The sequence below is a fragment of the Bacillus thuringiensis genome, assembly GCF_001455345.1.
Lineage (GTDB): Bacteria > Bacillota > Bacilli > Bacillales > Bacillaceae_G > Bacillus_A > Bacillus_A thuringiensis_N.
This window is the reverse complement of sequence record NZ_CP013274.1, coordinates 2495775-2515839: the sequence shown is the minus strand read 5'-3', so window position 1 is coordinate 2515839 and position 20065 is coordinate 2495775. Positions and strand designations below refer to the sequence as shown.

Below are 20065 nucleotides of genomic sequence, written 5' to 3'. Positions count from 1 at the left end.
TTTTATTTCCTCCTTTTATGCTTCGATAAACCTTTGTAAACGTTGCTTCGCTATCTCTCTTCTATAGCTAGCGGCTTCATTTTTTACTGTTAGACTTGTCTCAACCATTCGGTCATACGAACGTTTCCCGACTTGGTTTTTCAGTTCTTTAGGTTCTAAGTTGCTCGTATATAGAGTAGGGAGTTCTTTTCTATACCGCCCATCAATAATATTGAACAATTTTTCTTCTACCCACTCCGTAGTTTTTTCTGCTCCAATATCATCTAATATAAGTAAGTCGCATTCTAAAAGTGCTCTCATAATTTGTGTTTCATTTTCTTTGTTTTCACTATTGAATGTGCTGCGAATACGTTGTAATAATTCTGGAACGCTTTGAAATACGACAATATATCCTTTTTTAGAAAGCTCATTTACAATCGCGGCTGCTAAGTGTGTTTTTCCATTACCAGGTTCTCCCCAAAGCATTAACGATTCCCCGTTCCACTCTTTAAAAGTCTTCACGTATTTCACTGCAACTTTATAAGCTGTCTCTGATCCATTTCTATTTAGAAACGATTCAAATGTACTTTTGGAGAACCTTTCTCCTAAGTTACTAATGCTGAATAACTTTTCTATTTCTCTCTTCTTAGCAAAATTTTGAGCTTCACGTATTTTTGCTTCTTCACGTTCTACAACACACTCACATGTAGGGAGTATTTTGTTTTTAATACGTAACTGCGGAACTTCTACAGTAATTGCCGCGATATATTTATTACAGTGTTCACATGTATACCCTTCTGTTTCTTCACTACAAGCCGATGTATTCACTATCCGAGTCATCACTCTTCCGATTGATTCCGACACGTTTTTTCACTCCTTTATTTCGTTGATATTCCGTTTCTAAAGCATCAACATCTTTTAAGGTTTTCACGTTATTGTTAACCCACTGTTTTAAAATGCCCTCAGCATAATTCCATTTCTTTTGCTGTTTCAAAGCACGTTCCATAGCTGCGTGTACAAGTTCTTCGCTTGTGTCGTTTACCCATTGTGAAATATTTTCGGCTATGAACGAATTTAAAATACCGAAATTATTTTCATAGAAAGAGAAGATGCTACTACTACTTTGTATATTAGTACTTAGTTCTTTAGTACTTAGTAGTGTTGGATTTTCCACAAATGGAACTTCCACTTGTGGTTTTTCCATATGTGGATTCTCCACTTGTGGAACTTCATAAATAATCGTCTCCCAGTTAGTTATCTTTCCCTTTTCGTTTTTTACAGGAAACCTTCTAACATAACCGTATTTTTTCAGTTCTTTCATTCCTACCCTTAAACTATCAATTCCATCTTTTGCATGAGTAGATATTTCCTCCATATAAAACACCCAATCATCTGGTAACGATAAAATGTAAGCCAATATCCCTTTTGCTTTCCAACTTAAACGTTCATCTCGAAGACCTGTGTTATTAATGGTTGTGTAATTTTTACTTTTATTTACTCGAAATGTTGCCACCTGTTTACCTCCTCGTACAAACTGCAACATATGCTTGTCCACTTTTGATGATTCCTTGAATTTCATAATGCGAATAACCATTTTTGAAATACTGCTCAACTATTTGCTTTTTGCTAAGCCCCCAAATTTACTAGGTAATAGCACCTGATATTCAATTGAATTCATGTACTATTTCCCTACTTTCCATGGTATTCTTATAGAAATTTGTTTTTTCTAAAAGACCCACTGTCATGGGTCTTTTTATTTTGTTCTACATTACTCCAAGCCCATTTTCTTATTGGCTCATAAGTAACATAAAGTAGCCATGAACCACTTGTGATTGACAATCCAAATACGGCTAATGATATTGTATCTTCCACTAGTCCGCCTCCTTTTGTGTTTCAAGCCAAGCCTCTAAATCCTTTTGCAAGAAAAGAAGTTTACGCCCTTCTCTTATTACTGGAAACCTAGGATGATTTGCTAATTCGTACATTCTACAAACAGCAATGTTGAGGTAAGCTGCCGCTTCTTTTACTCGCATAACCTTATTTGGTTGTGATTGTAGTTGTAAGTCAGCTATTGCTGATCTAATTTCCTCTCTTACAACTTCACGGATAGATTCTTTAATAAATTGATCTAATCCCATTTTTTTCGCTCCTTTATATCTGTAATTTACTTATGAAATTTTGATTAAAGGTAAAAATATTTTATGAAGTATAACACTTTGTTTGCTTCAAGCAAACTTTTAGGTAAAAAAATAAGTCGTCTTATTCTGACTCCTTTAAAATTTCCTCTGTTGTCACATTTAAAAATTTTGCTAACTTAACTAATTTAGTTATACTTGGCTGTCTGTTACCTAATTCTAAATTACAGTAGATCGATTTGTTTCGATAACCTATCTTTTCAGCAACATAACTTTGACTATATCCAAGATTCATCCTTAAGATTTTAACTTTTTCCGTATCAAGTACCATCATTTCATCACCTTCATCTTGTTTGTTAATTTGAGTATATACTAAAGGTTTGCTTCAAGCAACCTTTTTTTAATTCAAAAAATTTTAGTTGTCTTGTAGCAAACCTTTTTGATACATTCTATATAGGGAATTCATTGACTATAATCAATGAATTTTAAGGGGAGGATTTATAATGAGTAAAAATATAATTGGTGTTAGAATTAAAGAGATACGGGTAGAACTTCTTAAAATGAGTCAACTTGAATTCGCAGAAGCTATAAATGCTAAAAAAACCATGATTTCTTTATACGAAAATGGCCATAGAAACCCATCTAGAGAGACCGTTGAAAAAATATCTCGTTTATCTGGAGTGTCAGCAGACTATATCATGGGACTCTCTGAATATAAAAGTTTAAATTCAACAGAGTCAAAATCATTAAAAGATGATCTCAAAGAAATTATGCTTCAAATTAACGACCTCGATCCAAAAAAGCGTGAAGAGATAATTAATTTAATCAAAAATGAGTTATAACGAAAAAGCGATAACTAGCTTAATTGCTAACCATCGCTTTTTTTATTTTATTCAGCTTTTCAATAGCTTCCTTTTAAAATACCAGCTTGTACAAAAATGTTTCTTTAAGCTTTATTGACTTGATACTTCTCCACCTCTTTTGCACGACGATTATTTACTTTTCTTTTCTTCAAAGGTTTCATTCTGCTAACCTCACTTTCTATTAAAAGGATTATTTTATTAAATCCCCAAAAAATATCTCTTCAAATTTTCTAACTCAAATGAACCACTAGACGCATACACCATATACTAATTTAAATACTTCTTAGGAAAGAAGGTAAAAATTATGCCATCTGTTGTTGGAAATATGGTTGTACAAAATAGTAACGGTTCTTTCAACTTAGGTGATTTCTATAACGTTTCTCCAAAAGAAAATACAAAAGCTTATAATGGGTCAGGTTCATCAAATGTTGCTTTTGTTCTCAATACATTTAACGGCGTTAGTGCAACAAATACATTCGATTCTGATGTTGCAGACCAAAGCCAAGTTGGAACAGCCTAAATTTATTCATTTCCTTATCCCCCCTGAATAAAACTTAATATTCCGTCAATCATACAGATAAACCATTTCGAACCATATTCCATTACCTGAGCAGTTAGCTTTTACTAACTGCTCTTTTTATGTTTCACACGAATAAAATTCTAAATTTCACCCATACTATATAGGACTTTAAAAAGTCAGCTTTAAATTCTTCCCACTCTAGCTCTCTTGGTCGAGGGTCGAGCAGTTAGTTCTTGCTAGCTGCTCTTTTATTGAATAAATTTCCGAAAATTGTTAACAATATAAGTACACCAAGGTTGAATACGAATGACCATTGTGTTCTTCTTATTCACCAGGGCAGTTAGCTTTTGCTAGCTGCTTTTTAGTTCTTATTTTTCTATTTGTTACATACATTTTTAACGTGTTCATTTTGTTCACTGAGTTATCTCCTATCTGTAGAGCAACCTGAGTGGTTGCTCTTTATAATTTTTTCTGAATAAACCTTCAAATTATGTCCATACTATAAATACACTTGAGTTCTGAACTTCCTTCTTAATGTTTTTCTGAAGAGCGGTTAGCTTTTGCTAGCTGCTCTTTTGTATTAAATCTAAAATGAAATTTTGTTCTTATTTCCTTTTCACATCATATATTTCTAACCTAGGCGTTCCGCTTAAAGAGTTACCTCCTTTCTTAAAGAGCACTTATGCATGGTGCTTTTTTTATTTTCCTTATTTCTACAAAATGAAGTTTTTATATAAATTTTTCTCAATATCTATATACTGGAAGTTAATCCCCTTTTATAGCAACTTATTGGTAATCCCATAAAATTCTATTGTTCCATTAAAAGGACCCGCACCCCTAATCGGGTCCTTTTTAATGATTTCTACTAAAATAGCGTTTTTGTTGAAAATGATGCCCTCATTCACTTGGACACATTTACCAGTGTTTTTACCAAAAAATTCATGATATGGTTAATTAGTCGAGTACGTCATTACTTGGCAATTACCCTTAGAACTATATGGTTGTCAAAATAATCAGTTGAGCGTTAAAATACCATAGATTCTCCTTAGGGAGCTTTCATGTAATTAAACAAGAGTTTAAAAGTTCTCGAATCTTAGCCCCTTGGAGCGCCCTTCAAGGGGTTGAACCAATTAAAATAATGATTTTATTACAGCCTGCACATAAACCCCAAACATACTTAAAGTATAATGCGCTACTCTTTTTCAATATAAATCTTTGTCATGGAGCGCTTTTAAAAGCGCTCTTTTTATTTAAATCTACTATATTATTTTTATTACTATAAAAAATATATAGTTTCATATGAAATCAATAAAAAGAATATTCTATTCTGTATAATCTACATTGGGTAATACGATTGTGCTGGATAATAAGATTGTACAGAGTAATATGATTGTGCTGGGTAATAAGGCTGTAAAGAATAATATGATTGTGCTGGGGTATAACTTTGTTGCGCGTGCTGTGGTTGCAGCGCTTGTTGTTGTGCTTGTATAGCCTGATGAACCGCTTGAATAGTACTTTGTGCAGGCCCCGATCCTCCTAAAGGGCGCATTTGCGTTTTATTATAAAAAAGATCAAAAAACATCCTATATTCACCTCATCCTGTAAATATTTTGTTTTCCATCTTTTATACTATGAATATTTAATTACAATGGATAATACATGACGCTTTTCACCTTATAATTTTTGAATCTCTTTCTATTCAAATAACGATTTTGTTTTACTTTTGCTAGTCATCCTGCCCCATATAAATGCACCTTTTTTTACGTATCATATTAAAATCTAAATTATCCTCTTTTAGGAAGGCACTAATATGAACAAGGCATTAAAATACATTTAAATCTTCTTTTGTACGGTGTTTTATATTGTAATTATGGGTTGTATTGTCTATCTAAATTTTGTTTTAAGAGTATTTTATTTCTCCAAGCAAGAAATCAATCTAAGATCGAACATAAGCATTTGTAATTAGGCATAAGGAGTGCTCTACAAGGCACTCTTTAGCTTTAAAATAAGGATTTTGTTAAAGAACTGAATAAAATTCAATATTCTGCTAATACTGATCGATTTTAATTTTTGTTACATAAACTTGATATTTTTGTCCATACTATATACTCCTAAATTCATGGGGGTAATTTCTCATTGCAGTTAGCTTTTGCTAGCTGCTCTTTTTATTTTCTTTTATTTCCGAATAACATTTTCAACTCCGCTTATACTATTTTGGTAACTTAAAGTTACAAACTATTTCTGTAAGCGTAGCGTTTCTTTTGTACAACAGGCAGTTAGTTTTATGAACTAGCTGCTTCGTTGTGCAAAAGAAAAATTGTTTAAACTGCACACTTAGTAAGAACATACATAAAATATAATGCGGTATTCTTTTTCAATATTAGTTTTATTCATGGAGCGCCCTAAAAAGCGCTCTTTATATTTGAAATAAATAACCCTTTTGTTCAAACAGACTCACGATTCATATAAACCAAACATATTTATACATAGACAAGACATAGCTTTTTATTATACATGCACAATTTTTGTGCATGTTTTTTGTTTAATACAATAACTATACCAACCTAAATATAGTAAATTTCAAATAAGGTAGGTGAATATAATGAGTGGATTTGTAGTTTGCACACTTGTTGGTCTAATCATTGTAATAATGGGTTATCTGATTCATATTAAAAAACAATTATTTCTTATTGCTGGATACCAAGGTGCTACTTTTATTGGTGATAAAAATAAACTAGCTAAATTATTCGGCATATTTGCTTACATAGTAGGAATTGCTACTTTTTTACTACCTTTCGGACTTGAATTTTTTGGTGGCATAAGTGGCAAAATCTATGCAACCTGTGTTGTTGCAGGTACAGTTTTTGTTTTGGTTAGAAAACAAATGATTAATAAACCTTTTTAAAAAGAGTCTTAATATGGCTCTTTTTTTATTGATAAAACTAATTCAAATAACTATTTTGTTAAATTTCTCAATTCACAAGGTGCTAACTTTATAAAATGAATTCATATACATTTATTGAATACATTTTAAGCTCATATAGAACCAAATAGTTTAGGAGCTGATCAGTATGACAAGTAAACCACTGGTAATAACGCTTCCTCCTATATCAAAAACCAAAATTACTTTTTATTCTTCTTCTGGTGAAGTAATTAACCACACTTTTTTTACAAACGAGACTTCAGAACCTATAGCAACATTTGCATATTGCCCTATAGACTTTGAAAGATTTAAAACTAAAAGAATGCCAGTCCTTATAAAATAATTTTTCATTCTCATTTACGAATAATCTTTTTTGCATTACACATACTACATCTGAACGCTCTCTCCCTGGGCTTCGCTCTTTCAAAACGGAAGGCACTCCTCCGTGCAGTGTATGAACATAGCGGGCAATCTAGTCAGTTGCCTGCTATGTTTGTTTATAGGTATACAGATTCTTGTACAAAATAACGATTTTATTTTAAAATTATATTGTTTTAAACTATCTATTCTACTTCTCTTGTTCATATGCCAAGTTCTCTATTCATACACTAAACATAATTGACATAACTGAATGGAGGATAACTATGTCTTTTGCAAATATTATTAAATATGGACGCGTTCCCCTTTTTAATTCTAACTTCCCTTTAATTTTATTTTGGAGTCAAAAAAGTGGCTGTACCTCTCTTGCACATTGGTTTTTTTATCAAATAAATTTATTTAAACAAGCTATAAAATACGATTCTTTCATCCATAATTATGAAAATGAAATATACAAAAACTCCTCGGACTACTTTATTGAATTAGCTGCAGCTTTATATTCAAAAGAAAAAGATACCTATAAGTTAGTAAGAAACCCATATACAAGAGCTGTAAGTTCATTCTTCTCATTAATCGCTCCCCCTTACATAGAAAACCCAGCATGGAATCCTATTCGGAATTTTTATTATGGTAATGAATTTTGTAATCAACCTATTTCATTTAAAATCTTTCTCTACTACTTAAAAGCACAAATGATAGATTTAGAACAAGTAGATCCACATTTAATGCAGCAGTATGAACCAGGTGAGGAGGAGTTTGTTACAAAGTATATCTACCTTGAAAATTTCTCTATTGAAATTGTGCGCCTAGAACAAATATATCAACTAAAAACTTCTCCTTTACACATACTAATCAAATCATGGCATCATCAGAAGGACAGGGCAATTTTTAAAGGGAATTTTGCAGATGCTGATATTACTGATCCCTTATTCCCACGCCTCCCAACATACGATAGTTTTTATGATCATGAAACTATCCAATTAGTACAAGATGTTTTTAATAAGGATTTCGGCACATACAATTACCCATTAACTCCTTTAAAAAATACGTGATTTTCTAATTGAAGTTTCATATTTTACAGAGTAGCTTAAATTCACCTATTTAAGTTTCCTCATAAAACTCTCGTAGTAATTTGGGACACTGGAAGCGGTGTCTTTTTTTAATGAAATTCAGATTTGGTCTTTATCAAAATCTTCAATACCATATAAAATTTACGTAAAGATTGATATGATTCAACCTATCCACCCAATAAACGTTATATAATGAACTTACAAATATCCGATTTGCACAATGCTTGCTTTCTATACGACTTATGCTTGGGTGCTAGGAGAAATCCTAGCCTTTTTTGATTTCTCTCATATTAGTTGGACCTTTCCATTTCCCTTCACATACCTACTTCTTCTCGAGTTTTCCAACATAGGTAAAGCTACGCTCATACATAATGCTTATTTCCTTATCTGGAATTTCCTTTTGATTTATACGATACGGTTTCCCTATGTTCGATCTACTCTATTGAACTTTTACTTCATTTCCATTTTACATTCTTCAAGAAAGTCGATAGCCTCTTGAACCTGTTCTTTTGTTGAAAGTAATTCCATCACATTGCCTTCTGTGTTATAAACATGAATCGTTCTTTCCTTAAACTCCATTCCCATCATCACCTAAAAGCTTTACGTTAGCTTTCATTTTCCCCTACCTCACTTTAAATGGATTATTTTGTTTTAATTCTATTTAGAATTTGCTAAAATTTAGTGAAAAACATCATATTAATAAAGGGGCAATCATGAAACATACTATAAACTTCTGGTCTTTTATTTTTTCATTTATTTGTGTTGCTTTATTCTTTTTATATCTTGAAGTATGGTCACCTAAAATGAATGAATCTATTATGAATACAATATATTTTCATCCTTTATTCGTTTTACTAGTTTTAACACTAGGAACTTTTTTTGTTGGTATAATAGGATTCTCTAAAATAAACAACTGGAAAGCGATGCTCAGGAGCATAATAACAGTCTTTCTGACATTTTCATTGTCTGTATTTTTAGCCATTATTTTGTTTGTGGGATATGGATTAAGTTAAAAAGAAAACCTTTAGGTGCTCTGAATAAAACTCAATATTCCGTCAATACTATAGACAACCCATTTCGAACCATATTCCATGATTGGAGCAGTTAGCTTTGGTTAGCTGCTCTTTGTTTGTAAAAAACGAACACAATTAACCGCACTCACATATAATATTCTGTGTTCCTTTCTTTATAAATTGAAATAGTCATTACAAAATAAATCTCGTCACGAGAGCACTTGATTAAGTGCTCTTTTTGGTTTTAAACTAACACAAAATGAAATTTTTACCACATAGCTAATTGTTAAATATTTTACGTTTATACATTATAATGGAATAGTTATTGTATATTGGCATTAAGAGAAGCGTCCTGATTAAGCGCTTCTCTTTTTTTAACAACATAGCGATTTTATTAAAAACTTTTAACCTTTTAGTCGGACAAGCATATGATGTACTATCTAATACTCATAGGGTTTTCCTCTTTCAAGAGCACATATTAAATATGTGCTCTTTTTTCTTTATATAACCAACCAGAAATATATATTAAAAGCCTCATTTTTTTGTTTTATTGAATTAATCCAATCATAATTTCTATTTCTCAAATAACATATATGGACAACTAAAGATAAGGAGGATGAAATTCGTATGGCTGATTATTTTTATAAAAATGGTAAAAAAATTTATAAAAAACAATCCAATCCGAAACTTCAAAACAATAATTGTTCTGTTAGGACTCATACAATTGCTGGTGCTGAAGAAAATAGAAATGGAAATATACCTTTAGTTATTGACCTTCTAGATAACACTCCACAAACAGTATTTGAGGATTTCACTAACAACCACAATAAAACATTAATTCAATTATTTGTTATTGGGATGAGTGCACCTGTTGACGTAACTATTCTAACAAGAGGATCTAATAGACCAATTACCACCACATTACAACCCGTTCAAACAAAAATATTTCAGGTTGAAGATTTCCAAAGCCTTACTCTTACAAAACATGAGGGTCCTGCCAGTGGAGTTAGTTTATTTGTCCAAAAAACATTTTGCATCTGTTGTAATAATCAAGGTAATTCTTGTGATGAAGATTACTGTGAATCCGATGATTATTGTTAAATTACCGAATAGAGTCCTTTTTATATAGGATTCTTTTTCTTTTACTCCTTTAGCATTTAATTATTCACCACTCTATTTCTTTATTTCTTAACAAAATTCAAATTGTATTGATATTGATTTCCATCATTCTATTCTTTGTAAATCTGCTTTCTTATTCTCCTCTGCTCTAAATCCAAAATAGAATAACGCACATGTAATAACCGAACCACCGATGTATCCTAAAAAGCATCCTAACCAAAACATAATGCAACTACACCTTTCTGTATAACTTTCAAAATTGATACTACTTTGAAACCCTCTGCACACTTACAATATATGTAATTTCGGATTAATCTGTTTTAGAATCCAGCTAATTAGAGTTTGAGTAACCCCTACACGCTTTCCGATATTCCCCTGTGACATATGGTTTGAGTACATATCCCCAAATCATTAACTCTCTATCTGGTAGTGTATTTATAAAAGAACACATTACTATCTTTTCATCAATTTCTTCTGTTTTACCTATTGAGCTTTCATCTACAAGCATTTGCTCTAGGGTTAGATCATTACCTCCACTTCCTGATGAAAATGTTACGTCATGTAAAGAGCTTGGAATTTGCTGATATCGCAAAGCTTCTTCTACATTCTCAACAGATACACCTAATAGCTGACTTATGACTTCTGATTTTTCTTCTGCTAATTTCCCTCTAATAATTCTGCCTTTTAAGTAGAATATTTCTCGCGTTACTTTGACTTTTTGATTATTTATAATCGCTCTAGTGGTTTCCCCATCCATTTTAGGGATCGCTAAAGTGGAGAACTTGCACCCATATACAGAATCAAAGTCTTCTCTTGCTTCAAGAAATCCAATCATGCCACATTGAATTAAATCCTCTATTTCTAAACCTGTATTACTTTTAATAGACTCCAAATTCGAGCCGTACTTTCCCCATACAAACTTATAAACTAGCTTTTTATATTTTAAAAAAACTCATCATCCGTCATGGCTTTCACATCAACTATTTCAGACATTCGCTCCACCCCTTTTAATTTCTCTCATATCAGTTGGCCCTTTCCAAATACCCGCTCGTTTCCATTGTTTTTTCTTTTTCCCGACATACGAGGGCCTAAGATCATACATAATATCAATATCCTTATCCGGTATACCTTGTATATTTAAATTCCTAACAACCTCAGGTGTTAAACCACTCGGCACTTCCCTTCTCGGTCCACCGTTCTTTTTCGGCTGTGTATCCAAGTATCTACCCAACTGGCGTAATTCTTCACCAGTCGGGCATGCTTTACACTCATTCACACTAAAACATTCGTTTGATGTACGATTGTAATAACAACGTCTACATTTCTGTTCGATAATGTCACCAATTTGGTATGTGAGCCTTTTTCGTTCTTCTTTAGTAAGTTTCATACCATCCACCTACAAGACTGCTTTGAGCACTATACCGAGCGCTTGTGATCTACCTTGTAACTCAAGACGGTTTTCTCGTTCTTTCGCGGCTGTCTCTTCTGCGGCACGTACATTGATATGCATCTTTTGAAAGTCATGCTCTAATTCGTGGTTCTTTTCCGTAATCGCATTAAATTCATTGAGTACCGAGTTGTAATCTTTCTCACGAGATTGAAGCTGATTTTGCATGAGTTTAAGTGCATCTTCCGCTTCCAAGCGTAACTTTGTTTCCGCAATATGTTCTTTTGCGAGTAAATATTTTTATTTTTTGAGATCCTCGAATATTTTCAATACTTCACTTCACTCTTTTCGAAGAGCATCTTTTTCATCAAAAATGACATTTAATTGCTTATACAGCACCCCTGAAATCTTTATTTTAATACAATAACTTTACAATAAAACTAAAAAAGAACACCTTAACTCGGTGCTCTTCTTTATAAATATCAACTTTTATGTAATTGAACATGCAGATAATATGAATCCCCCAAATGAAATTGCTCCTAGTAAACCTAATACAAATCCTGTTAAACAAATACAATCAGCAAGACAAATGGAAGACTGCGATAATGGAACAAATGACCTACTTGTATTCGATCCATATTGTTTTATTTTCTCATAATTCATATCTAACATGTAATGTAGACAGTTTACACCATCCTCAATAGTATGTAGAGTTTCTTTTTCTAATCGTTCCAATAATTTACTATTACAAGCAACTGGAAGAGGATACAGCTTATCTAATTTCATTTTTTGATAAATTAATTCTAAACGAGATAATATATTATTTTTCTTCTTTTCAGATGTTACAGTACTTTTCATGTTATTAAGTTCATTTAATAACATTGTCAATTCATCTCTTTTTCCGTATAAATCCTTAGCTATTTTTCTCTTTAGTTTGTAAGAATGGATAATAGATTTAAATTCAATCATTTTAATACACTTCCTAATTAAATATTATTTACCCAATATTTTATAGATAAACAGTACTTTTTAATCCTATTTAAAATACACTCAAGTATCTTAAATTACTATCGATTAACATTACATTAACCTTACATAGTTTTAATAATTTCTTTGTCAACTCACTATCCAGAAGTAATCGATTCCTTAATTAGATAAATATTTAATGGTAAAACCATAAAAAAAGCAATCATTAGATTTTAAATCTAGTCATTGCTTTATCTATCTCCTCTTGATTTACACCTATATATCTTATTGTTACTCTTTCACTTGAATAATTGAATATATCCATTAGCGATGGCTATATTCTTTGTCGGCATGTAAATGTATAAGCCTAATGTTTTTTAATTAATAAATGTAGTTAATATTCATATATTATAATAGCATCAGAAGTACCATTAAAACAATTAGAACAACCACCACAGCCGCCACAGCCAAAACAACCGAAGCAACCAATACAACGGAATCCACCACAACGAAATCCACCACAACGACCGCCACAACCTCCACAGCGACCACAACCTCCACAGCGACGAGCAGCATCTTCAGTATAGTAATATGGATATTGGTTTTGCTGATCCCAATACACAATATCTCCAGGCCGGTAATCATTAAGACTTAACGCTTGTAGTTCTTGTTGAAACTGATTCATTTTCATAACCTCCGTTTATAAAATACAACCTCATCGTTGCTTTCTTATATTTCTGTTCGTTAACCCTAAGTAGAAATAGTGCTATAAACTAAGTTCAATTCATACACCAACAAAGTATGACTTATCACTAGATGATGCACCTTGTTCATGTACCCATTTTTACTATGGGCTCATTTTTATAAATAGAAATTATAAAATTTGAATTCTAGTGTTATATCTTCATGCTTACTAAATTCAATTCATTTCTCAATAACCATGATGCCGTATCCTTTACGTTCAAGGTAGAATTTCATTCCATTACGCTGTGCATCTGAAGTTGGAGCAGTAACGAAATATGTTAATCCGTTTGTTTGTAATATAAATGTGGCAGGAGTTTAACCAGTTAATGTGTAAAAAATTAGCTTAACTAACTTATCGATATGCCATTTTGCCATATCCGTAACACTATCGGCTTTACGCAAATCTGGCAAGAAAAAACATATAGATAGGCATTATCCATACCTATCTATAACATTACTTCCATTCTTTATCCAATTACATCTTTTACGTCTGTATCCACTGGCCACTTTTCTAAAGTATAAGCCATTTCCCAAAATGAATATTCATATTGACTGCTAATAATAAAATGCTGCTTCATACGCTTACGGTCTGCCTCTGTTACTTTTTCAGCGATAGTATCTAACCTTGTAATTTGCTCTTCAACTAATGTTCGGAACCAATCGGATCCATATGCAGAAATCCATTCGTTATAAATTGGCTCTTCTGGCTGACACTCTTTTAAACGCTCACCAATTTCATAATATAACCAATAGCAAGGTAAAATCGCTGCAATGATATCGCCTAAATGTCCTTCATACGCAGCACGATACATATGTGAAGTATATGCGTATGCAGTTGGAGCGGGGATAAAATTATCCTTTTCTTCTTGTGTGATCCCTAGTTTCTTCGCGAAATTTTCATGTAAAGATAATTCCGCCTCATATGTATTTTGAGCATGATGTGCCATACGAGCTGTCGTTTCTAATTCCAGTGCTTTTGCAGCTCCTAATGTTTGTACTCTAGCAAAGTGACTTAAATAATAGGAATCTTGAAGCACGTAATAGCGAAAACTAGCTAAATCTAACGTTCCTTCACCAAGTTTTTTTACAAAAGGATGATGAAAACTTGCTTCCCAAATTGAATCTACTTCTTTACGCAATGATTGTGAAAAAGTCATTTAAATTCCTCCAATAATTAATTTAATATAAGTATTTATCCACAGCTATTAACGCTTTAAAATAAAAAAACTTTCTTTACAGACGTAAAGAAAGTGAAATTGACAATATTTATACATGAAATAGCAATGTCTTTTCCACTTCCCTACGCTGGCATTAACCAGATCAGGTACTAAGAGTCTCAAATTCCCATTTGATCTCAGCCTATAATAGGCCCCCCTAGTGGATAAATATTTAATTTTCGTATTGTATTCATCATAACACACTTCATGTTACTGTCAAAAGTATTCATGATACTGCTACTTAAAACCTTTCTTCTTCCCTTACTCTTAATGAAGTTTCAATAATCATATCTAATAGTTTGCTATAATGAATTCCCGCAGCATCTGCACTTTTTGGTAGTAAACTTGCTTGTGTCATCCCTGGTAATGTATTAACCTCCATTACATATGGAATACCGTCTTTCACCATCATATCAACCCTTGCATAAACACTACATTTTAATGCTTTATAGCAAGCTAATGACGCTTTGTTTACACGTTCTTTCAATTCAACTGGAAGTTCAATAACTTCTTCAATAGTACCTGCATCATCATATTTCGCATTGTAATCAAAGAACTCCGCCGCATGTCGAATTGAAATGATCGGTAACTGTTTACCATCAAAAATGGAACATGTAATCTCATCACCTTTTATATATTTCTCAATTACTACTTCAGAATCCCATTCGAACACAGTTTCCAGCATTGAAATTAATTCATTTTTATCATAGACAATCTTTACCCCGACACTCGAGCCACCAGAGTTTGGTTTTACGACTAACGGAAATCCTAACTTATCTAACTCATCAAGATTTATATCCTCCATTTTTGTAAGTTCAATCCAATCTGGTGTTTCTATTCCTTCATAACGTAAAATCTTTTTCGAAATATTTTTATCCATACATATACCGCTAGATAACATATTACTCCCGCTATAAGGAATACCTAAACTTTCAAGCGTTCCTTGAACTGTCCCATCTTCTCCGTATTTTCCGTGTAATGCGAGCAACGCAAAATCAATGTCTTTTGCTTTTTCAATTAAATCCATTTTTTCATTTAACGTAATTGGTACTATATCATATTTATTTTTATCTAAATTCGCAATCATTTCATTTCCAGTCATAATTGATACTTGTTTTTCAGAGGATACCCCTCCCATAATAACGCCAATTCTCATTTCCTCAACTCCAAATTTCGTTTTTTATTGTATCACCGATTATTTTGATTCCACGAACTATTTCTTCTTCTTTCAGGCGTGAAAATCCTAATCGAAAAGTGGTTGCTCCTCCTCCATCAGAATAAAACACATCTCCAGGAGAAAAAGTAACCCCTTGCTCATAACATTTTTGTAAAAGTATACGGGCATGAATTTTTTCTTCTAACTCTATAAATAAATGAAGTCCACCATCACCGGTCATTCTTCGAAACGGAATGTACTCGTTACACGCCCCAACAGCTAACTCATATTTTTTCTTATAAACAGATCTTGCCTTTTTTAAATATTTTTCAAAATATCCTTCATGTAAATATTGAAAAAGAACAGCTTGATCTAAAGTAGATGTATGAATTGTTCTTGCCCTTTTTACACTTTCTAAATGATGGATCAATTCTTTATCTGCAATGATCCATCCGACACGTAAACCAGGGAAAAGTACCTTCGAAAAGCTACTAATATAAATCACATTATTACCAGCTCCAGCAAAAGTTAATAATGGGGCTAAGTGTGAACCTGAATAACGTAGTTCCTCATTAAATCCATCTTCTATAATAGGAACCTTATATTTTGAAAATAATCTCATCAGTTCCGTTCTTTTCTCTGAACTCGTAACAATACCGGTTGGATTATGGTAAGAAGGAATTAAATAAGCAAAATCAAACTCTTTTTCACACAAACTTTTTTCAACTTCGTTCGTATCAATGCCATCTTCATTCATATTTATTCCGTGCACTTCAAGACCATGTAAGCGGAACAGCTTCAACGCAGCATGATGAGTCGGATTCTCACAAATAACCCGCCCTGATTTCTTTGATAACGAGGATAGAACAATGTCTAACCCTTCAGTGAATCCATTTGTAATTAAAATATCTTTGTTCGAAATATCTACACCTTTCATTTCCATATAATGAAGTAGATAATTCATTAACGGTCTATAACCTTTTGCATATCCGTAGTTTAATACGACATCACCTTCAATGGACATACGAGTAAGAAAAGCTCTTTTGAAATTTTCCACATCAAATAGCTTTTCGTCCGGAGCAATGCTATTAAAAACAATCATTCCTTTTTCCCAGCGGACACCATGTTTCATTAAATCTAATTCATCCGCTAATAAGGTAACTGTATTAAGTTTATTTTTCCAATCTATTTCAACAGACGAAGTGTTTGAAATATCAACCTTCGCAACAAAATTTCCTTTTCCTTTAACTGCATAAATGAGTCCCTCTTGCTCTAAATCTGCATAGGCAGCGAGTACTGTATTTCTGCTCACACTTAATAATTCACTTAGTTCCCTTGTTGAAGGTATTTTTTGGTCTCCGAGCAAATGCCCTTTCATAATCATCTTTTTTAAATAATCTTTCAGTTGAATATAAACGGGACGGTCTTTGACAACTTTAAAATCTTTAAACAAATCCTTACCCCCTGCAATTATTTTTGCATATTTATTTCATTCTCAAAAGGTCCACTACATATGTATTTTTTATTAAGGGCGGTACGGTCTTATAAAATGAAACTTTAATCAGTGAGAATATTCATCCCACTGATTATTAGACTTCACCAGTTAGGACAAATCTTTTCGATATAAGTTTATAACATCCTTTAAAGCTGCTGCTGCGGCTCCACGTGGATTAGAAGCACCACCAATTGTAGTAACTTGCCCCATCGTATCTGTAAAGAACGTAATCCCTTTTTCCGTCCCATTTACTTTTGATAACGGGTGATTTTTATCTAATTCGTACGGTTCAACACTTAGATTCACATTACCTTTTGTACCTTTATAAGCTGATGCTATTAATTTAATAATTTTATGTTGTTCCTTAGCATTTCGAATTTGTTCTTTTGTAACGTTCTCAATTCCTCTTATATGTATATTTGTAAGTGTATTCTCTACTCCCATTAAACTATTTGTCAAAAGTAACAATTTACACGCACTATCAGAACCACTTACATCTAATATTGGGTTCGTTTCAGCAATTCCTTTACTTTGCGCTTCTTTCAGTGCTTCTTCAAACGTAATATCTTCCTCATTCATTTTCGAAAGAATATAATTTGTAGTCCCGTTTAATATTCCTTCTATTTTTTCAATATGGCAACCGGCTAAACTAAATTGACCAATATCGAGTGTCGGTAATGCCGCAGCAGTTGCACCACTGTATCGAATTCGTACATTTTCGATTCTTGCTGCTTCATTTATTTCTTTCCAGTTTGTAACGAGTGCGCCTTTTGAAATTGCAACTATATCCATATGTTTCTCAATCGCTTGTTTTATATATTGTTTTCCTGGATTTCCATCTTTAAGGTTTGTAACAGTTGATTCTACTAATACAGTACCATTTATCCCATTTGTTGCACGTTCCTTCGGATGATACTCTATATATTTTTCAATTGCGGCACTACCGCCACCATATTTCAATAAATCGTGAAGGGACAATCCATCCCCATTATATATTGCAATATTCCTTCCTAATACCCCACTTACAACTACTCGAATCCCATATGTTTCATATATATATGAATATTTTTCGTTTAATAATTTTATAAACTCTCTGCCAACTGTTCCATATCCTGATAATACAACTTGAATTTTCATAATATCCCCCCATTTTTTTCTACCAAATCCCTCTTTCAATATAATATAAAGCGCTCTCGAATTCCATCGAGAGCGCTTTATTATTACCTATTTCGGTAATCTTAATAGTTTTTCTGCAATTGTTCTATAAAACTCTTGAATGTTAGAAAAACCTAACGTGTCTGAAACACTTAATCCCACCATGTCGAGATGGTCCCAATTTGCTTTCATTTCAATATGATTCCATTTTCCAATCTGTAAAGACTCATTACTATTTACAGTAGTATTAGAAGACGGTGCAATCATGGAATTTGTATTTACTACACCGTCATTTTGCCACCAAGTAGTATCAATTAATGGACGATTTTCTTCATATCTTGCATAGGAACCTAAGAAAAATGTATTCCCCATTAACACTTTATTCATCGTTATATGAGGCAAATGTAAACCTGTTATAGGTGCCGCTTGTGATGCATGTCCACTATAAGATAAGTAATAAACATCTGATTGCGTCTTTACCCAATTATTGAGCTCCTTTGCGCCATCTGTACTTAAATCCCATTGACTTATATCCTTTGTATTTTTCCAAAGTGAACTATTTAGGATGCGATCAGTATATTGGAAAAAAGACTCTCCAGTATTCTTCTTTATACCCCATTGATCCAATTTAAAATCATATAACGATAAATTATTGTTTCCTCCAAAACTAGCAGCTGTAATGAGGAAATCTTTTACGAACGGTAGTAGAAGACTACCATCCGCAAGTGTTGTGCCATTGTGAGGGGTTGCTAATGTTGTAACACTATGAATGTATGATTTCTCGCCCTCAAATAGTGGTGATATTTTGGTGTTCGGGTAATTTTTTACATGATTTTTTTCTTCAAAACTGCCTTCTTTTAATAGCTGTACTAATGTTCTAATCGTTTGTCCACCCATGCTATGCCCAACTAAATGAACTTTATTTGTTTCACTCCAATTCGGCGCAAAACCACTATAAGTTCTGCCAAAACGATTATGTCCATGTTTCTCAGCATGTGCGGCACCGTAGTCTACTGTTCCACCGTTAATTTGGGCATATAATTCACATGCACGATCCCAGTTACTTGAAACTGGCCCAACAGCTGCGGTATGAACTGTATAACCATTGCGTTTCAAATCTTCCTGTATATCATGAACACCACCCCAATATTTTACGCCAAGCATTTCTTCTCTACCCCATCCAGCAAATCCATTCACTAATATGATCGGATAATTATTTTGTTGACTCTCTTCAGCGTATATTACTTTCGTGGCGAATGAACATACAGTCATCAATGTAAAAAAACATATTTTTAAAAATAACTTCCCCATACTTCCTCCCCCTGATAAAACGTTTACATTTTTCACTTTACAGCATGCTTTAATAACTTAAACATAATGTAAAGTATTTTATATACGTTGTATATATAGAAAACATATACAAATGTTGATAAATATTAATTCAAGTGAACATTTACTTTTTACAATACACCTTGTAAATCTGTTTATTTGAATTTATAATTAAATATAGTTTCCTCATGTTAAAAAGATTTAAAAACCATAAGAAAACTAATCTCATTGCTTGAAAAGGAGGAAAAAGCATGCAAATCGGATCAAATATTCATACATTATCTCAACCTACTAAAATAACTCCATCTACTCTTGAGCATAATACTATCTCTTCTACTAAACTTGAAAGTAAGAAAGTAAATGATCCTATCAAATTCGATATTCGTTCATCCGAAAAAGAAATGAAACAGCCTGAACATAAATTTAATGAATTAGATTTATGGAAGATGTTAAAGGATAAAGGTGTTCCTTTATGGATCATCCTTGAAATGCTACAAAAAGCCCGTAAAGAAAAAGAAGCTCAAAATAATTCAGTTCAAAATTCAAATGCGATTGAAGAAACAAACGAGAGTCGATTAAATGAAGTAATGTAATCTTTTTTATATGAATGGTCTAT

The 20065-nt window shown here is 32.6% G+C and carries 25 protein-coding genes, 3 pseudogenes and 1 riboswitch; of the genes and pseudogenes, 8 read left to right on the top strand and 20 right to left on the bottom strand.

Features of this window, described 5'->3' with window-relative positions; translation table 11 throughout:
* Positions 1 to 15: 15 nt before the first annotated feature.
* The 5 genes from ATN06_RS13080 to ATN06_RS13055 all read right to left on the bottom strand — a co-directional run bounded on the left by ATN06_RS13080 (position 16) and on the right by ATN06_RS13055 (position 2445).
* Positions 16 to 819 carry an ATP-binding protein gene (locus ATN06_RS13080; RefSeq protein ID WP_033701691.1) on the bottom strand — a complete coding sequence of 268 codons (804 nt, stop codon included), beginning with the start codon at positions 817 to 819 and terminating at the stop codon, positions 16 to 18.
* Positions 788 to 1492 carry a DnaD domain protein gene (locus tag ATN06_RS13075; RefSeq protein ID WP_060630985.1) on the bottom strand — a complete coding sequence of 235 codons (705 nt, stop codon included), beginning with the start codon at positions 1490 to 1492 and terminating at the stop codon, positions 788 to 790. The genes ATN06_RS13080 and ATN06_RS13075 overlap by 32 nt, the downstream gene beginning before the upstream one ends.
* 194 nt (positions 1493 to 1686) lie before the next feature.
* Entirely contained in the window at positions 1687 to 1851 is a 165-nt protein-coding gene (locus ATN06_RS29215) for a hypothetical protein (protein WP_060630984.1), read from the bottom strand.
* Complete coding sequence (locus tag ATN06_RS13060) at positions 1851 to 2117, bottom strand: helix-turn-helix domain-containing protein (protein WP_000522017.1); 267 nt, start codon at positions 2115 to 2117, stop codon at positions 1851 to 1853. The genes ATN06_RS29215 and ATN06_RS13060 overlap by 1 nt, the downstream gene beginning before the upstream one ends.
* A gap of 121 nt (positions 2118 to 2238) precedes the next feature.
* Complete coding sequence (locus ATN06_RS13055; RefSeq protein ID WP_234415834.1) at positions 2239 to 2445, bottom strand: helix-turn-helix domain-containing protein; 207 nt, start codon at positions 2443 to 2445, stop codon at positions 2239 to 2241.
* A 172-nt stretch (positions 2446 to 2617) separates the two neighbouring features.
* On the opposite strand from ATN06_RS13055, the gene ATN06_RS13050 reads away from it, so the two are divergent.
* Complete coding sequence (locus ATN06_RS13050; protein WP_000041815.1) at positions 2618 to 2956, top strand: helix-turn-helix domain-containing protein; 339 nt, start codon at positions 2618 to 2620, stop codon at positions 2954 to 2956.
* Positions 2957 to 3063: 107 nt separating this feature from the next.
* On the opposite strand, the pseudogene ATN06_RS28425 reads toward ATN06_RS13050, so the two are convergent.
* Positions 3064 to 3138: pseudogene (locus tag ATN06_RS28425) on the bottom strand (DUF3983 domain-containing protein); the annotation flags it as partial.
* 143 nt (positions 3139 to 3281) lie between these two features.
* On the opposite strand from ATN06_RS28425, the gene ATN06_RS13045 reads away from it, so the two are divergent.
* On the top strand, positions 3282 to 3497 hold the full coding sequence (locus ATN06_RS13045) for a spore germination protein (protein ID WP_060630982.1): 216 nt from the start codon (positions 3282 to 3284) through the stop codon (positions 3495 to 3497).
* 1336 nt (positions 3498 to 4833) lie between these two features.
* Here ATN06_RS13045 and ATN06_RS13040 read toward each other — a convergent pair.
* Complete coding sequence (locus ATN06_RS13040) at positions 4834 to 5079, bottom strand: DUF3947 family protein (protein WP_060630981.1); 246 nt, start codon at positions 5077 to 5079, stop codon at positions 4834 to 4836.
* A 1020-nt stretch (positions 5080 to 6099) separates the two neighbouring features.
* Between ATN06_RS13040 and ATN06_RS13035 the strand changes: the two genes are divergently transcribed.
* The 3 genes from ATN06_RS13035 to ATN06_RS13025 all read left to right on the top strand — a co-directional run bounded on the left by ATN06_RS13035 (position 6100) and on the right by ATN06_RS13025 (position 7850).
* Positions 6100 to 6402 (top strand): DUF3784 domain-containing protein, encoded by a 303-nt coding sequence (locus ATN06_RS13035; protein ID WP_088116179.1) that lies wholly within the window; start codon positions 6100 to 6102, stop codon positions 6400 to 6402.
* A 166-nt stretch (positions 6403 to 6568) separates the two neighbouring features.
* Entirely contained in the window at positions 6569 to 6763 is a 195-nt protein-coding gene (locus ATN06_RS13030) for a hypothetical protein (RefSeq protein ID WP_060630980.1), read from the top strand.
* 301 nt (positions 6764 to 7064) lie between these two features.
* Complete coding sequence (locus ATN06_RS13025) at positions 7065 to 7850, top strand: sulfotransferase family 2 domain-containing protein (protein WP_060630979.1); 786 nt, start codon at positions 7065 to 7067, stop codon at positions 7848 to 7850.
* A gap of 468 nt (positions 7851 to 8318) precedes the next feature.
* On the opposite strand, the gene ATN06_RS29605 is transcribed toward ATN06_RS13025, so the two are convergent.
* Positions 8319 to 8447, bottom strand: a complete 129-nt coding sequence (locus tag ATN06_RS29605; RefSeq protein WP_254904410.1) for a hypothetical protein — start codon at positions 8445 to 8447, stop codon at positions 8319 to 8321.
* Positions 8448 to 8581: 134 nt separating this feature from the next.
* Here ATN06_RS29605 and ATN06_RS29435 point away from each other — a divergent pair, with 134 nt between their 5' ends.
* Positions 8582 to 8881: a hypothetical protein gene (locus tag ATN06_RS29435; protein WP_042515059.1), complete on the top strand. Its 300-nt coding sequence runs from the start codon at positions 8582 to 8584 to the stop codon at positions 8879 to 8881.
* Between the two features lie 627 nt (positions 8882 to 9508).
* Positions 9509 to 9982 (top strand): hypothetical protein, encoded by a 474-nt coding sequence (locus ATN06_RS13015; RefSeq protein ID WP_060630978.1) that lies wholly within the window; start codon positions 9509 to 9511, stop codon positions 9980 to 9982.
* A 349-nt stretch (positions 9983 to 10331) separates the two neighbouring features.
* On the opposite strand, the gene ATN06_RS13010 is transcribed toward ATN06_RS13015, so the two are convergent.
* The 12 genes and pseudogenes from ATN06_RS13010 to ATN06_RS12965 all read right to left on the bottom strand — a co-directional run bounded on the left by ATN06_RS13010 (position 10332) and on the right by ATN06_RS12965 (position 19431).
* Positions 10332 to 10892, bottom strand: coding sequence for a sigma factor (locus tag ATN06_RS13010; protein WP_060630977.1), 561 nt, complete (start codon positions 10890 to 10892; stop codon positions 10332 to 10334).
* 93 nt (positions 10893 to 10985) lie between these two features.
* On the bottom strand, positions 10986 to 11387 hold the full coding sequence (locus ATN06_RS13005; protein ID WP_060630976.1) for a hypothetical protein: 402 nt from the start codon (positions 11385 to 11387) through the stop codon (positions 10986 to 10988).
* A 9-nt stretch (positions 11388 to 11396) separates the two neighbouring features.
* A complete protein-coding gene (locus ATN06_RS29430) occupies positions 11397 to 11642 on the bottom strand; it encodes a hypothetical protein (protein WP_060630975.1) in 246 nt (81 codons plus the stop codon).
* Between the two features lie 234 nt (positions 11643 to 11876).
* Positions 11877 to 12356 carry a homoserine dehydrogenase gene (locus ATN06_RS12995; protein WP_176225749.1) on the bottom strand — a complete coding sequence of 160 codons (480 nt, stop codon included), beginning with the start codon at positions 12354 to 12356 and terminating at the stop codon, positions 11877 to 11879.
* 223 nt (positions 12357 to 12579) lie between these two features.
* Positions 12580 to 12730, bottom strand: a pseudogene (locus ATN06_RS29210) (site-specific integrase); the annotation flags it as partial.
* A 17-nt stretch (positions 12731 to 12747) separates the two neighbouring features.
* On the bottom strand, positions 12748 to 13038 hold the full coding sequence (locus tag ATN06_RS12990; protein WP_060630974.1) for a heterocycloanthracin/sonorensin family bacteriocin: 291 nt from the start codon (positions 13036 to 13038) through the stop codon (positions 12748 to 12750).
* Positions 13039 to 13277: 239 nt separating this feature from the next.
* Positions 13278 to 13406: pseudogene (locus tag ATN06_RS28415) on the bottom strand (N-acetylmuramoyl-L-alanine amidase C-terminal domain-containing protein); the annotation flags it as partial.
* A 158-nt stretch (positions 13407 to 13564) separates the two neighbouring features.
* The gene (gene tenA, locus ATN06_RS12985; RefSeq protein ID WP_060630973.1) at positions 13565 to 14254 is read right to left on the bottom strand and encodes a thiaminase II; all 690 of its coding nucleotides are present in this window, start codon (positions 14252 to 14254) and stop codon (positions 13565 to 13567) included.
* Positions 14255 to 14377: 123 nt separating this feature from the next.
* Positions 14378 to 14483, bottom strand: a riboswitch (TPP riboswitch).
* A gap of 72 nt (positions 14484 to 14555) precedes the next feature.
* Complete coding sequence (ddlB, locus tag ATN06_RS12980; protein WP_060630972.1) at positions 14556 to 15470, bottom strand: D-alanine--D-alanine ligase; 915 nt, start codon at positions 15468 to 15470, stop codon at positions 14556 to 14558.
* A 4-nt stretch (positions 15471 to 15474) separates the two neighbouring features.
* Positions 15475 to 16923 carry a MocR-like pyridoxine biosynthesis transcription factor PdxR gene (locus ATN06_RS12975; RefSeq protein WP_060630971.1) on the bottom strand — a complete coding sequence of 483 codons (1449 nt, stop codon included), beginning with the start codon at positions 16921 to 16923 and terminating at the stop codon, positions 15475 to 15477.
* A gap of 150 nt (positions 16924 to 17073) precedes the next feature.
* A complete protein-coding gene (locus ATN06_RS12970; RefSeq protein WP_060630970.1) occupies positions 17074 to 18102 on the bottom strand; it encodes a homoserine dehydrogenase in 1029 nt (342 codons plus the stop codon).
* A gap of 87 nt (positions 18103 to 18189) precedes the next feature.
* The gene (locus ATN06_RS12965) at positions 18190 to 19431 is read right to left on the bottom strand and encodes an esterase/lipase family protein (RefSeq protein WP_060630969.1); all 1242 of its coding nucleotides are present in this window, start codon (positions 19429 to 19431) and stop codon (positions 18190 to 18192) included.
* A 269-nt stretch (positions 19432 to 19700) separates the two neighbouring features.
* On the opposite strand from ATN06_RS12965, the gene ATN06_RS12960 reads away from it, so the two are divergent.
* Entirely contained in the window at positions 19701 to 20042 is a 342-nt protein-coding gene (locus ATN06_RS12960; protein WP_060630968.1) for a DUF3914 domain-containing protein, read from the top strand.
* Positions 20043 to 20065: the final 23 nt, after the last annotated feature.

What these genes read in the sequence shown, in the direction of transcription:
- ATN06_RS29605 (WP_254904410.1), bottom strand. Translation starts at nt 8,447, where the DNA reads ATGGAGTTTAAGGAAAGAACGATTCATGTTTATAACACAGAAGGCAAT.
- tenA (WP_060630973.1), bottom strand. Translation starts at nt 14,254, where the DNA reads ATGACTTTTTCACAATCATTGCGTAAAGAAGTAGATTCAATTTGGGAA.
- ATN06_RS13055 (WP_234415834.1), bottom strand. Translation starts at nt 2,445, where the DNA reads ATGGTACTTGATACGGAAAAAGTTAAAATCTTAAGGATGAATCTTGGA.
- ATN06_RS13045 (WP_060630982.1), top strand. Translation starts at nt 3,282, where the DNA reads ATGCCATCTGTTGTTGGAAATATGGTTGTACAAAATAGTAACGGTTCT.
- ATN06_RS12960 (WP_060630968.1), top strand. Translation starts at nt 19,701, where the DNA reads ATGCAAATCGGATCAAATATTCATACATTATCTCAACCTACTAAAATA.
- ATN06_RS13080 (WP_033701691.1), bottom strand. Translation starts at nt 819, where the DNA reads ATGACTCGGATAGTGAATACATCGGCTTGTAGTGAAGAAACAGAAGGG.
- ATN06_RS12990 (WP_060630974.1), bottom strand. Translation starts at nt 13,038, where the DNA reads ATGAATCAGTTTCAACAAGAACTACAAGCGTTAAGTCTTAATGATTAC.
- ATN06_RS13025 (WP_060630979.1), top strand. Translation starts at nt 7,065, where the DNA reads ATGTCTTTTGCAAATATTATTAAATATGGACGCGTTCCCCTTTTTAAT.
- ATN06_RS13035 (WP_088116179.1), top strand. Translation starts at nt 6,100, where the DNA reads ATGAGTGGATTTGTAGTTTGCACACTTGTTGGTCTAATCATTGTAATA.
- ATN06_RS12995 (WP_176225749.1), bottom strand. Translation starts at nt 12,356, where the DNA reads ATGATTGAATTTAAATCTATTATCCATTCTTACAAACTAAAGAGAAAA.
- ATN06_RS13060 (WP_000522017.1), bottom strand. Translation starts at nt 2,117, where the DNA reads ATGGGATTAGATCAATTTATTAAAGAATCTATCCGTGAAGTTGTAAGA.
- ATN06_RS13050 (WP_000041815.1), top strand. Translation starts at nt 2,618, where the DNA reads ATGAGTAAAAATATAATTGGTGTTAGAATTAAAGAGATACGGGTAGAA.
- ATN06_RS29435 (WP_042515059.1), top strand. Translation starts at nt 8,582, where the DNA reads ATGAAACATACTATAAACTTCTGGTCTTTTATTTTTTCATTTATTTGT.
- ATN06_RS13005 (WP_060630976.1), bottom strand. Translation starts at nt 11,387, where the DNA reads ATGAAACTTACTAAAGAAGAACGAAAAAGGCTCACATACCAAATTGGT.
- ATN06_RS13015 (WP_060630978.1), top strand. Translation starts at nt 9,509, where the DNA reads ATGGCTGATTATTTTTATAAAAATGGTAAAAAAATTTATAAAAAACAA.
- ATN06_RS12965 (WP_060630969.1), bottom strand. Translation starts at nt 19,431, where the DNA reads ATGGGGAAGTTATTTTTAAAAATATGTTTTTTTACATTGATGACTGTA.
- ATN06_RS13040 (WP_060630981.1), bottom strand. Translation starts at nt 5,079, where the DNA reads ATGTTTTTTGATCTTTTTTATAATAAAACGCAAATGCGCCCTTTAGGA.
- ATN06_RS12970 (WP_060630970.1), bottom strand. Translation starts at nt 18,102, where the DNA reads ATGAAAATTCAAGTTGTATTATCAGGATATGGAACAGTTGGCAGAGAG.
- ATN06_RS13030 (WP_060630980.1), top strand. Translation starts at nt 6,569, where the DNA reads ATGACAAGTAAACCACTGGTAATAACGCTTCCTCCTATATCAAAAACC.
- ddlB (WP_060630972.1), bottom strand. Translation starts at nt 15,470, where the DNA reads ATGAGAATTGGCGTTATTATGGGAGGGGTATCCTCTGAAAAACAAGTA.